This window comes from Agitococcus lubricus (assembly GCF_003051055.1).
Taxonomy (GTDB): domain Bacteria; phylum Pseudomonadota; class Gammaproteobacteria; order Pseudomonadales; family Moraxellaceae; genus Agitococcus; species Agitococcus lubricus.
In genome coordinates this window covers 120,165-132,195 of record NZ_QAON01000002.1, presented here as the reverse complement: position 1 = coordinate 132,195, position 12,031 = coordinate 120,165, and the positions used below count along the sequence as shown (strand labels likewise).

12 protein-coding genes are annotated in these 12,031 nt (G+C 41.4%); 8 read left to right on the top strand and 4 right to left on the bottom strand.

The window, feature by feature from the left end; translation table 11 throughout:
• The first annotated feature begins 421 nt into the window (after positions 1-421).
• From C8N29_RS03035 to C8N29_RS03025, 3 genes are all read left to right on the top strand, one after another.
• On the top strand, positions 422-661 hold the full coding sequence (locus tag C8N29_RS03035) for an AbrB/MazE/SpoVT family DNA-binding domain-containing protein (RefSeq protein WP_107864560.1): 240 nt from the start codon (positions 422-424) through the stop codon (positions 659-661).
• A complete protein-coding gene (locus C8N29_RS03030) occupies positions 658-1,074 on the top strand; it encodes a type II toxin-antitoxin system VapC family toxin (RefSeq protein ID WP_107864559.1) in 417 nt (138 codons plus the stop codon). The genes C8N29_RS03035 and C8N29_RS03030 overlap by 4 nt, the downstream gene beginning before the upstream one ends.
• Positions 1,075-1,430: 356 nt before the next feature.
• Complete coding sequence (locus C8N29_RS03025; RefSeq protein ID WP_107864558.1) at positions 1,431-3,635, top strand: OsmC domain/YcaO domain-containing protein; 2,205 nt, start codon at positions 1,431-1,433, stop codon at positions 3,633-3,635.
• Positions 3,636-3,773: 138 nt separating this feature from the next.
• Here the strand turns inward: C8N29_RS03025 and C8N29_RS03020 are convergent, their stop codons facing one another.
• On the bottom strand, positions 3,774-4,397 hold the full coding sequence (locus C8N29_RS03020; RefSeq protein WP_204509261.1) for an SOUL family heme-binding protein: 624 nt from the start codon (positions 4,395-4,397) through the stop codon (positions 3,774-3,776).
• Positions 4,398-4,830: 433 nt separating this feature from the next.
• Here C8N29_RS03020 and C8N29_RS03015 point away from each other — a divergent pair, with 433 nt between their 5' ends.
• Together C8N29_RS03015 and C8N29_RS03010 are read left to right on the top strand one after the other, a co-directional pair.
• On the top strand, positions 4,831-5,247 hold the full coding sequence (locus C8N29_RS03015) for a hypothetical protein (RefSeq protein ID WP_146164413.1): 417 nt from the start codon (positions 4,831-4,833) through the stop codon (positions 5,245-5,247).
• A gap of 364 nt (positions 5,248-5,611) precedes the next feature.
• On the top strand, positions 5,612-6,628 hold the full coding sequence (locus C8N29_RS03010) for a hypothetical protein (protein WP_107864556.1): 1,017 nt from the start codon (positions 5,612-5,614) through the stop codon (positions 6,626-6,628).
• Positions 6,629-6,700: 72 nt separating this feature from the next.
• Here the strand turns inward: C8N29_RS03010 and C8N29_RS03005 are convergent, their stop codons facing one another.
• On the bottom strand, positions 6,701-7,243 hold the full coding sequence (locus tag C8N29_RS03005) for an NUDIX hydrolase (protein WP_107864555.1): 543 nt from the start codon (positions 7,241-7,243) through the stop codon (positions 6,701-6,703).
• Between the two features lie 196 nt (positions 7,244-7,439).
• Here C8N29_RS03005 and C8N29_RS03000 point away from each other — a divergent pair, with 196 nt between their 5' ends.
• The 3 genes from C8N29_RS03000 (at position 7,440) to C8N29_RS02990 (ending at position 9,607) form a co-directional block, all read left to right on the top strand.
• Entirely contained in the window at positions 7,440-8,015 is a 576-nt protein-coding gene (locus C8N29_RS03000) for a CoA pyrophosphatase (RefSeq protein WP_107864554.1), read from the top strand.
• Between the two features lie 127 nt (positions 8,016-8,142).
• Complete coding sequence (locus C8N29_RS02995) at positions 8,143-8,664, top strand: gamma carbonic anhydrase family protein (RefSeq protein WP_107864553.1); 522 nt, start codon at positions 8,143-8,145, stop codon at positions 8,662-8,664.
• Between the two features lie 4 nt (positions 8,665-8,668).
• Positions 8,669-9,607, top strand: coding sequence for an alpha/beta hydrolase (locus tag C8N29_RS02990; RefSeq protein ID WP_107864552.1), 939 nt, complete (start codon positions 8,669-8,671; stop codon positions 9,605-9,607).
• Between the two features lie 48 nt (positions 9,608-9,655).
• Here the strand turns inward: C8N29_RS02990 and C8N29_RS02985 are convergent, their stop codons facing one another.
• On the bottom strand, positions 9,656-10,930 hold the full coding sequence (locus C8N29_RS02985; protein WP_107864551.1) for an HlyC/CorC family transporter: 1,275 nt from the start codon (positions 10,928-10,930) through the stop codon (positions 9,656-9,658).
• An 82-nt stretch (positions 10,931-11,012) separates the two neighbouring features.
• Positions 11,013-11,819 (bottom strand): cytochrome C assembly family protein, encoded by an 807-nt coding sequence (locus C8N29_RS02980; protein ID WP_107864550.1) that lies wholly within the window; start codon positions 11,817-11,819, stop codon positions 11,013-11,015.
• Positions 11,820-12,031: the final 212 nt, after the last annotated feature.

The window sequence follows — 12,031 nt, the reverse complement described above, 5'->3', positions numbered from 1 at the left end:
TGTAGTGTGGGTTGAGAAACGAAACCCACGATAATTAAACGCGGATTGTGGGGCGGCTGATTTCTGTCCGTTTAGCCTTACGCCCAAAGTGATATAATTTCCACCATATCAGCGTAAATCTCAGTATGTTCAATATGTCATTAATAAAAACGGCCTATTGAACACACACAACCTCATCGTAAGCACATAGCACACATCTCACCAGCAAGTGTAGCCCGTATGGAGCATCGCGAAATACGGGATTAAATGCTTTTCAAAACAATTTCTTATGACTGAATACTGACACTACTATTCTCACTTCATTACAAGTACGCATCTCACCAGTTTTACAATTTACACCTAAGCAACTACTTAAAAACTGGCGCATTACCCAGCTTTGTTTTAGAATCCTTACTTAGTAATACTTTTAGTAGGCATTAATATGCAAACATCTACCACCGTTACCAGTAAAGGCCAAGTCACCATTCCTAAAGCCGTTAGACAACAATTGGGCATTTGCCAAGGTAGTCAAATTGAGTTTGTAATGGTTGATAACCATGTTGAATTGCGTGTGATTAACAATCCAACGCCTATTGTGCAAAGTGGTTTTGGCTTATTAAAAAGTCAAAAATCACCCATACCCAATGATTTTGATGTGTCTATCTTGGCGCAAAAACCATGAACGGTTTAGATACTAACATATTGGCACGATATTATATTGAAGATGCAGGCGATAGTGAAAGCCTTAAACAACGCCTATTAGCCCAAAAAATTATCGAGGCAGGTACGCCATTAATGGTGTGTAAAACGGTTATTTTAGAATTTGAATGGGTAATGCGTGGTTATTATCAATTTTCGGCACAAGCAATTAGCACCGTATTTAATCATCTATTAAGCCTCAGCCATGTGCAAATAGAAGATAGAGACCTTGTGCAAAAAGCTGTTACCTATTATCTGACAGGCTTAGATTTTGCCGATGCTTTGCATCATGTGAGTTATCAAGCGTGTACCCAAATGCTCAGTTTTGATGACCGCCGTTTTGCGCGTAAAGTCAAAAAAAAGGCCTTATTGCCGCCAGTGATTGTGCCAAAATAATCCATATTAAATATAGGGTCTGTTGACGTTTTGCGTGTGAGCTGCGTTGCTGATAAAAATTGACTCAGACAAGGCACAAAACGAAGCTAATAGTTATTCTATTGGCAAGTTTTGTAACGCAGTATGAGCCAATTTTTAACGCAACCCGAAGGGAAAGAGCTATTTTTTGAGGCTACTTTGTTGTTCATCGCTTATTTGGAATAACCAAACCACGCGATTCACGCCGCGTATCCTCTAAAAAATAGCGTCTTTCGCAACCACAATCAAAACGTCAACAGACCCTATTCATCAAAAAACCTGTATTTCGCTATGCTGCATACAGGCTACTGCTATTTACATAATTGTTAGGACCTCTCATGGAAATTAAAGTCAATTTTCTTGACAAACTTCGACTCGAAGCAAAGTTTGATGACTTCACGGTAATCGCCGACCAACCGATTCGATACAAAGGTGATGGTTCTGCCCCCGGCCCATTTGATTACTTTTTAGCTTCGTCAGCGTTGTGTGCTGCATATTTTGTTAAGTTGTACTGCCAAACGCGCAACATTTCCACCGATAACATTCGTCTGTCGCAAAACAACATTGTTGACCCCGAAAATCGCTATAAACAAATTTTTAAGATTCAAGTCGAACTTCCTGCCGATATTTCAGACAAAGACCGACAAGGCATTTTGCGTTCAATCGACCGTTGTACCGTTAAAAAAGTGGTACAAACCCTACCTGATTTTGTTATTGAAGACGTTGAAAGTATTGATGCCGATGCGCAAGCCTTGTTAATGCCCAATCTAACATCCAAAAATAATACCTATATTTTGGGCAAAGACTTACCACTAGAACAAACCATTGCCAATATGTCGAGCATTATGGCTAATTTGGGCATGAAAATAGAAATCGCCTCGTGGCGTAATATTGTGCCTAATGTTTGGTCGTTGCATATTCGGGATGCCCATTCGCCCATGTGTTTTACCAACGGTAAAGGCGCAAGCAAAGAAAGTGCCTTGGCCTCGGCCTTGGGCGAATTTATTGAACGACTCAACTGCAACTTTTTCTATCACGGCCAGTTTTGGGGTGAAGAAATCGCCAATGCTGATTTTGTCCATCATCCCGATGAAAAATGGTTTAAGCCAGCCCTTAGAAATCGTTTACCCAGAGAAATTTTAGACGAGTATTGCCGCGAAATTTATAACCCTGATGGCGAATTACGCGCCTCACATTTGTATGACACTAATTCGGGTAATGTCAAACGTGGCATTTGTTGTTTGCCTTTTGTGCGTCAATCGGATGGCGAAGTGGTGTATTTTCCGTCTAATTTGATTGAAAACTTATTTTTAAGTAATGGCATGAGTGCAGGCAATACCATTGCGGAAGCACAAGTGCAGTGTTTATCGGAAATTTTTGAACGGGCAGTAAAACGCGAAATTTTAGAAGGGGAGATGGCCTTACCCGATGTGCCACAAGCCGTATTGGCTAAATATCCGCAGATTGTGGCAGGTATCAAAGGCTTAGAAGAGCAGGGCTTTCCCGTGTTAGTCAAAGATGCGTCAATGGGTGGTAAATATCCGGTGATGTGTGTGACCTTGATGAACCCACGCACAGGCGGCGTGTTTGCCTCATTTGGCTCACATCCCAGTTTTGAAGTCGCCTTAGAACGTAGTTTAACCGAGTTATTGCAAGGGCGTAGTTTTGAAGGTTTAAATGACTTGCCTCGACCTACCTTTCAAAGCAATGCGGTTACTGAACCCAATAATTTTGTCGAGCATTTTATTGATTCGAGTGGTTTGGTGTCGTGGCGGTTTTTTAGTGCCAAGGCTAATTTTGAGTTTGTCGAGTGGGATTTTAGCAGTCAAGGTCAGAACGCTAATGTTGAGGAAGCGGCTACCTTGTTTGGCATTCTCAAAGACTTGGGTAAAGAAGTGTATATGGCCGTTTATACCGAATTGGGCGCACCTGCTTGCCGTATTTTAGTGCCCAATTATTCCGAAATTTATCCTGTTGAAGATTTGATTTGGGATAACACCAATAAAGCCTTGTTGTTCCGTGAAGATATTTTAAATTTACATCGTTTAGATGATAACAAGCTAGCTAAATTACTTGAGCGTTTAGAAGAAAGTGATTTGGATGATTACACCGATATTGTCACCTTAATTGGCATCGAGTTTGACGACAACACCCCGTGGGGACAATTAACCCTTTTAGAATTAAAGCTATTGATTCATTTAGCTTTACAGCAGTTTTCTGAAGCCAAAGAGTTAGTTGAACGCTTTTTGCAATACAACACCAACACCATTGACCGTGGTTTGTTTTATCAATGTATGAATGTGGTGTTAGAGGTGATGTTAGATGACGATTTAACATTAGACGATTATCTGTTTAATTTTAGACGAATGTTTGGCGATGAAAAAATGGATGCCGTACTTGGCTCGGTGAATGGCACTGTACGTTTTTATGGTTTAACACCGACTAGTATGAAATTAGAAGGCTTAGACCGACATCAACGCCTAATTGATAATTATAAAAAATTGCATAGTGCGAGAGCGAGGATAGCGGCAAATCGTGGCTAATGTGGATTGAGATACGAAACCCACCATGTATTAACCAAATCAATGCGCGACGGGTTTCATGCCTCAACCTATCCTACGCTTGCTAGCAAGTAGCCCATACACAACGCAGCGACATATGGGCTTTATCTTTTAAACAGACTACTGTTCTACAGGCATTAAAATTTCATTACGTCTAAAAAACCACGGTGTAAAGGGCGCATTATATCTAGCCCAAATGGCTTCACCTGTTGTCTTAACGGATTGTTGTTTAATCCACGCCTCAAGTTGTTGTTTATGATGATTATAGCTTTTTTGACTCCAAAAGCCCGAGTAGCGAATCGCTGCGACATAATGCTCAGGCACTTGTCTTAATATAACTTGACTATCTTTCGGTTTGGGTAAGGTGTCTAAGGTATAGGAAGCAGGCATCGTAAAACTAACGACCCAATTGTTGCCTGATGGTTGTTGACCCACAGGCACCGTCATCGCAATTTTTTCACCTTTTGCTGCTTGCGAAACAGGTGTGGTCATGGCAATGTCTTGACGTGCTTCATTGTGGCCAGAAATATAGTTAAATAAGCGTCTAAAGGCCTTATTGCCTGCCTCTTCAAAGTCACTTTCTACCACTGTTTCAGCCACAATATGAGGCGCATACTGGCGTAACTCCAACGCACCTTCTTTTTTCAAAACCGTGTATTTAGCTTCTTCAATCGCCAAGGCTTGTTTTCCTAATAAGGTTAAAAACAGTACTAAAGTTAGCTGCCTTAAATATAAGCTCATCATCAATGCCCCTTATGTGAATCCCAATCCCATACGCTTCATGAGATATACCAGTAACAACAATCGGTCGGTGGATTAAAACGGCAATATAGCGTGACAGTCGTGTGCAAGAGAATTTTACAAATTCATTGGTTAACAAATTTCTATCAAAATAATCTGTTCAAGAGTGACGGGTATTACAGCCTTTATCAGTGGCGGCTCGCATAAACAATAGGATTGGAACTCAAAAAATGTATTGACTGACAGAACGATATACAGCGACGGTTTTGGTTAAAATGTATTTTTGCTGCTTACTTCTTGTCAATATGGGGGAGGGGTTGGTATAAATTGATACGGACAGACAAAAAATGTCTTAAAAAACCCGTTAGCATGATTAAAATATCACAATGCCGTTATAACACACTCAGTCAGCAACCACAGACCAGAGAACAAACACATGAATCATTCCTTACAAGTTTATTCAACACTGAGCAAGATTTTTCCTTCCTCTAAATACATCCATAAAGTTTTCTTAGTAGGCTTTCTGTCTGTACACGTACCCCTAGTGGCAGGACTCATCTTCTTATTAATGACCGCCCAAAGTAATCCTTGGCACTTACTTGGTGTTGTGTTGTTGGCAACCTTGGCAGGGACTTGTTTGGCGTTTTGGCTGCTTTGGCATTTATTACAGCCTGTGATTTTGGCACGTTTAGCGCTAAACGACTTTCTTATTTTAGATAAAATACCCGAGCTACCTTTATGTTATACCGATGAAGTCGGCGCATTGATGAAGGATATAGTCTTGGTTGCTAATGGTCTAGATATTAAACAAATGGAGTTAAACCATAGCCGTACGTCGGCAACTAAGGTCTAACAAAGTATATCCTCGTGGTGGATTGGTGTAGGTATTGACTAATTTTATCTTAGAGCCAAACTATCGATATGCGCTGTTTTGAGCGTCACGCTGATGTTTTTTACTCTGCAAAAATAGGATGCCGAGCGCTACACAAAAACATCAGCAGCGCCTATAGACACCGAGTTATTTCCAATGCGTATATTTTTTGTATGATTTATTTTGTGACAAATATCACAAAATAAACATTTACTTTTTCTATCGTTAAAAACGACCGTCTGTCTGATGGCTGCTCTTGCCCAGTCATCGCTTTGAGCATAGGCTCTCTAGAAATAATGAGTCTAATTTCTTTATGGCAATCTAATATTGCTAGGAGAGATAAAAAATGCCAGATAAATATACCCTTCGTCTCGTCTCTCCAAATCCCCATGACCAGTTAGTGATGAAGTCTTTAATGGGGATTTTAGGACAGCGTGCGTGTAAAAATTGGTCTTACGCAGAAGATAATTTTAATGCAGATGTTGTGATTGTTGATGTAGATAACGAATACCCCGATATTACAATGCTGCAAAAAAATAATCATTGCCATACCATCGTGTCGTTTAGCGAAACAGCACGTTACGTGCCGCAGATGCGTTTTTCCTTGTCTAAACCGCTCCGCGCCAAAGATATATTGGTGTTATTGAGCGATATTGAGCGTATATTGGTCATACCAACGCCTGTCGCGCTCACGACGACCATTCCTGAAAAAGTGACTACACAGACTGTACAAACGCGTCTTAGCTATTCAGGTGCCTTAGACCAGTTGTTGCGTGCGGCTAAACAACATCAGGGAGAAATTGTAGAGGTCAATTTAGGTCATCAGTTTTTATATTTAGATAATCGTCGTAAAAAAATATTTGTGAATGGTGTGTTTTCGGTTTCGCAACTGACAGAAAAGCAAATGGTTTATCGTACGACGGATAAAGTCCCGTTTACGGCGCTTGAGTCCTTGACGTTCACAGATATTTTTTATGAGCTGACCTTATCACAATCATCGGCAACCCTAGCAAGTGACTTATCTGCAACTGACGAGTTTACGATTAAACAGTGGCCGAATATGGCCAACTCGCGTCATGCTAAACATATGATTCGTATGGCAGCTTATTTTTCTAAACAAAAAGCAAGCATCAATAAAGCGGCACAGGATTTAGCCTTAGAGCTTAATGCGATTATTGGTTTTATTAATGCAGTACACAGTCAAGACCTGTTAGTGTCTCATCCTATGATGCCCTTATCCAATACTACCATCTCCGATACCCGCTTTGGGCATAGTGTGAATGCTCAAGAGCCTGTAGTCGCCAAAACGGCATCAGGTTTAGGGGGATTATTTGGTCGTATTCGTCAAAAATTAGGGATATGAACAAAACCAACGTGGGTTCAGCGATAGAACCCACGAGGGGTGATTAATCATCATAATTAAATGTAGTTGAAATTAATCTCGACTACCATGCACTAAATCTTCGACTCTGACAGGAAAGTGACCTAGTTTGCGGTCGGCAAAAAAGTAGCGTAACGTACGTTTAATGCTGGCAAAGGCTAAATCATCCCAAGGAATAGACTCTTCATCAAACAAGCCTGCTTCAATACTTTCTTCACCTACACCAAATTGACCATCAATTATTTCACCCCGATACATCATATAGACTTGGCTGATTTGTGGAATGTTAAAGACACAATACAACTCGCCAATCTTGACTTTGGCATGCGCTTCTTCCCATGTTTCACGCGCCGCGCCTTCTTGGGTAGTTTCTAAGTTTTCCATAAAGCCCGCAGGTAATGTCCACAAACCATAACGCGGTTCTATACCGCGTTTGCATAACAACACTTTGTCTTGCCATGTCGGTAAACAGCCGCAAATAATATGTGGGTTTTGATAGTGAATGGTTTCGCAACTTTCACAGACATAACGCAAACGACTATCACCTTGGGGAATTTTTTGTACAACAGGATGGCCACAAGCACTACAAAATTTCATTATCGTTTTCCAAGACATCGTTAAATGGGGACACTCGCACACGCGCATAACAGATAGACGAATCTTATGCGTTGGTTCATGACAATCATCGCATCGTATACTATAAATAGTCGATACCTCTCACAAGAAAAGGCTTGTCTCTAACGCTATTTACCCCGTAGTATCAACAGATAATTATAGTTAGTACATACGTCCCATGTTACAGCAATTACTTGCCCGTTTGCCTCAGGATAATCAGACTGCCTCAGCAGATGCGGCTGTGTTAATGGCGATGACGCGTGAAGATATTCCGCGCCTCATTCTTACCCAACGCGCAGCGCACTTAAACAGTCACGCGAGCGAGGTCGCTTTTCCAGGGGGTAAGCGGGATAAAACCGATAGCTCGCTTATTTATACCGCATTACGCGAAGCACAAGAAGAAATTGCCCTCAACCCACAAGATGTAGACGTCGTGGGAGAGTTGGGTATTTTTACCTCTCGTGTCGGGGTGAAGGTAAAACCCATTATTGGTTTATTAGATAACATGCCAACCCTGACGGCAAGCCCTGACGAAATAGACAGTATTTTTACCGTGCCTTTAGACGTTTTTCTGCAACAAAAACCTAATTATCAGCATAAAATTAAATACATGGGACTGAGTATTCCAGTGCCCAGTTTTAATTATCAAGGGTATGTCATTTGGGGCTTAACAGGATTTATGATTGTTGAGTTTATGCGCCGTGTTTATGATGCCGATATTGATTGGCGTTGGCCGAACCCCTTAAAGCGGTAGCAAGTTTTCCCTTTGGTAGCTCCTCTCCCTTATTAAGGGGGAGGTTGGGAGGGGTTATATAATTAACCCCACCCTAACCCGCCCCTAAATTAGGGGAGGGGAAATAGGTTATAATGAGAGTAATAAAATGATTTACAGTTTAGGTGACCGCCAATTACAAACCCATGGCGACTATTGGATTGCCGACAATGCCACGGTCATTGGTTCTGTTGTGTTGGCAAACAATGCGAGCATTTGGTTTAATGTCGTGATTCGTGCCGATAACGACATAATCTGTATTGGCGAAAACAGTAATATCCAAGATGGTTCCGTCTTACATACCGACAGCGGTGTACCATTAACGATTGGCAATAATGTCACCGTTGGCCATAAAGCCATGCTACATGGCTGTACTATTGGCGATAATACCTTAATTGGCATTAATGCAGTGGTGCTAAATCATGCCAAAATTGGTAAAAACTGTATCATTGGCGCGAATGCTTTAGTGACAGAACGCCAAGAAATTCCAGATAATTCTTTAGTCATGGGGTCACCAGCAAAAGTGGTCAAAACCATTTCCGAAGGTCAGGCGATGATGTTACAAATGAGCGCCTTACACTACGTCGAAAACTTCAAACGTTATCAAACACAGCTTAAACCTATTTTATAATCTTATGTCTAAATACCAAGCCTTAGCACTAAAAACGCGTATCTTAGCGGCGCTGACTGCCCCTTCAGAATATCTTGCGCATGCACCAGATAACTTCTTAAAAGCCTTTCAACGTGCAGGAGTGAATCCCTTATTGGGGCGTATCTTATTTGGAAAAAGTGAAACGATGGCGCGCGTAGTGCAGCATCAAGTGCCTTGTGATGTGGGTAGTGTCACAGTACGTTGTTATTATCCTAATCTAGCCACCGATTTACCTGTGATTTTGTTTTTTCATGCGGGTGGTTGGGTGATTGGCAATTTAGAAACCCATGATGCGTTATGCCGTCGCATTGCAAAACAAACCGATTGTTTAGTGGTGTCGGTAGATTATGCCTTAGCGCCGTGGGTGAAATTTCCTGTGCCTGTTTTACAGTGCGAAGCGGTATTACATTGGGTCATCACCCATGCGGCTCAGTTACAGGCGAATAGTCAAAAAATGATCGTGATGGGCGATAGCGCAGGGGGTAATCTATCCGCAGTATTAGCCCGAAAATACCGTCAACAATTATGCGGCCAAGTGCTGGTTTATCCTGTATTAGATGCCACTTTAACCCGTGAGAGCGTGAAGCAGTACCCTGATGCACCTGTCTTAAGCCAAAAGATGATGCAGTTTTTTGTGGATTGTTATATTCGTCAAGATGCCGATAAATATGATGAACAAGTGTCACCCTTATTTAGTACGGATTTTGCGAATTTGCCACCCTGTTTAATGATTACAGGGGAGTTTGATATTTTACGTGAGGATGGCTTTGCCTATGTGCAAAAGCTCAAGGCGGCAGGTAATCACACCCAACATGAACATTATCCTGATATTCATGGCTTTTTAAGTTTACCGTATTTGTGCGATTCAACGCATGAGGCTATGGCGGCTGTAGTGACCTTTATTAAACAAAGGATGAGCTAAATTCGCATCTATTAACGCCGCTCAGAATGGCTCTGAGCGGCACCGAAGCTACGCTTCCTCTAAAACCTGTTTTTTAATTTTGGCAGCCTTAATCGTATTGTCACGGATTTGCATCACCTCAATATAAAAACTTTCCAAACGTAAGCCAACAATTCCATCAGGAATCGTTTCCAATTGTTCTAAAATTAAGCCACTTAAGGTTTTTGCGCCATCGGTTGGTAGTTGCCAGTGCATGGAGCGGTTAATATCGCGAATACTGAGGCCGCCATCCATCATAAAATAACCGTCACTGTGCGGTAAAATGTCTTGGTGATTTTCGGCAATGTTGGTCGTAAATTCACCGACGATTTCTTCTAAAATATCTTCTAAAGTAACAATACCTTGTACATCGCCATACTCATCAACGACTAAGCCCAAACGCCGCTTTTGTTTTTGAAACTGTAAGAGTTGTGCCTGTAGGGGTGTGCTTTCGGGGACATAATACGGCTCGCGTACATATTGCATAATGTCGGTTTTACTCAGGTTATCTTGACCCAAAAACCGTGTTGCATTACGTACATGCAAAATCCCTAAAATTTGATTAAGCTCCCCTTTATACACGGGTAAGCGGGTATGATGTGTGCCGCGTAAAATATCAATAATATCGTCAATGTCATCATCCAAGTTAATGCCAACCACTTCCTGACGGGGAATCATAATGTCATTGACGGTGATGTTATCGAGCTCCAATATGCCTAATAACATATTACGGTGTTTAGCGGGCAAAAATACATCTTGTAAAATGGTATGTAGTTCTTCACGAGTGAGTTTGTCTTTTTTATCGCTCCCCATGCGATTAAGACGAAAGAGTGCATTCGTGACTAAGTTTAATAACCAGACGGCGGGGTACAATACCTTTAATAAACTCGGTAGAAAAAAAGCGGCAATATAGGCAACACGTTCGGGATGATTGGCAGCAAAGGTTTTGGGGCCAACTTCACCAAACACTAATAAGACAAAAGTCAGTACCCCTGCGGCAACACCAACACTGGTATCGTTAGAAATGCCATAACGCTGTGCTAGTGTTTGCCCAATAATAGTGGCAATCGTAGCCGCTAAGGTGTTAACGGTATTATTACCAACTAAGATAACACCAATTAAGCGGTCGGGTTGGCTGAGTAAACTCAGAATACGTTGTGCATTTTTATCACCTAGTTTGGCTTTGTGTTTAAGCCGATAACGGTTACAGGTCATAACGCCTGTTTCAGAAGCGGAGAAAAATGCAGAACCACAGATAAAAACTACAAGCAGGGCAAAAAGTAAGCCCAAATTGGCATCGTCCAAGAGCGTGAACCTTAATAATAGCAGACCACTTTATTAAAAAGCAGATACTTAAAAAGTCAATCTATAGCGATACTTAAATTGTTTAGACTTTTTGCAAAACTAGCTCAAGTACCACTTTTGTGCCATAAAACCCAAATATTAATACCAAAAAACCTGCTAAGGTAAAACGGATAGCACGTTGACCACGCCAACCATAGACATAATGTCCCAGTAATAATGTGCCAAAAATAGTCCATGCCAGTAGGGTTAAAATGGTTTTATGTACCACATGCTGAGCAAACATATTATCAAGACTCATAAAACCACTGGCAATGGCTAGAGATAACAAACCAAAACCTACCGCAATAAAGTCAAATAAAACCGATTCCATGGTTTGTAGGGGGGGCATAATCGTCAAAATAGTGCGTGATTTACTCCGATGTTTGAGCGATTTATTTTGTATCACTAATAGCAGCGCATGTAGACCTGCCATGAACAATACGCTGTAAGCAAAAATAGATAAGATGATATGGCCTTCGGCGCCGCGTGGTAAGTTAGTTAAGGCCTGATAAGGGGCATGAAATAAGATGGACGATAATAAGCCCAGCGCAGCAGTGGGGTAGGCAAATAAGACACCGACAATGAGTGGTCTATAACTATTAACACCGATATGAATACAGGCAGTTATCCAGCCGACCAGTGATAAGATATTAAAAAAGCCTAAATCAATGCCATGACTGGAATAGACCTGCTCAAGCACATGATAGCCATGCGCAGGCAATGCCAAACTGCCAAGGCTGAGAATCCAAATTTTGGAAGGCGGCCGTTTTTTGGCCAATGCAAAGCCCAAAAGTCCACAGGCGAGCAAATAGCAAACGATAGCGAAAATTCCTGCAAGTTGAACTAGCATAGTCCTAAAAACCACAGTCAACAAAAATAAGAGGGTCGATTATAACGGCTTTTTTAACACAAACGGTGATTTGCAGTAGCAGAGAATCGTCATTTTTTCTATCCTTAGTGGTATTATTAAAAGATGCTAATTTGGCCGCACTACATACGCCGTAGCGCCCAACCAAATATTTATCTTAAAACAGGCCAACGCTATGTTTTAACGGCCAATCT

Excerpts from the sequence above, each read along its gene's own strand:
- C8N29_RS03035 (WP_107864560.1), top strand. The coding sequence starts at position 422 with ATGCAAACATCTACCACCGTTACCAGTAAAGGCCAAGTCACCATTCCT.
- C8N29_RS03030 (WP_107864559.1), top strand. The coding sequence starts at position 658 with ATGAACGGTTTAGATACTAACATATTGGCACGATATTATATTGAAGAT.
- C8N29_RS03025 (WP_107864558.1), top strand. The coding sequence starts at position 1,431 with ATGGAAATTAAAGTCAATTTTCTTGACAAACTTCGACTCGAAGCAAAG.
- C8N29_RS03020 (WP_204509261.1), bottom strand. The coding sequence starts at position 4,397 with ATGATGAGCTTATATTTAAGGCAGCTAACTTTAGTACTGTTTTTAACC.
- C8N29_RS03015 (WP_146164413.1), top strand. The coding sequence starts at position 4,831 with ATGAATCATTCCTTACAAGTTTATTCAACACTGAGCAAGATTTTTCCT.
- C8N29_RS03010 (WP_107864556.1), top strand. The coding sequence starts at position 5,612 with ATGCCAGATAAATATACCCTTCGTCTCGTCTCTCCAAATCCCCATGAC.
- C8N29_RS03005 (WP_107864555.1), bottom strand. The coding sequence starts at position 7,243 with ATGAAATTTTGTAGTGCTTGTGGCCATCCTGTTGTACAAAAAATTCCC.
- C8N29_RS03000 (WP_107864554.1), top strand. The coding sequence starts at position 7,440 with ATGTTACAGCAATTACTTGCCCGTTTGCCTCAGGATAATCAGACTGCC.
- C8N29_RS02995 (WP_107864553.1), top strand. The coding sequence starts at position 8,143 with ATGATTTACAGTTTAGGTGACCGCCAATTACAAACCCATGGCGACTAT.
- C8N29_RS02990 (WP_107864552.1), top strand. The coding sequence starts at position 8,669 with ATGTCTAAATACCAAGCCTTAGCACTAAAAACGCGTATCTTAGCGGCG.
- C8N29_RS02980 (WP_107864550.1), bottom strand. The coding sequence starts at position 11,819 with ATGCTAGTTCAACTTGCAGGAATTTTCGCTATCGTTTGCTATTTGCTC.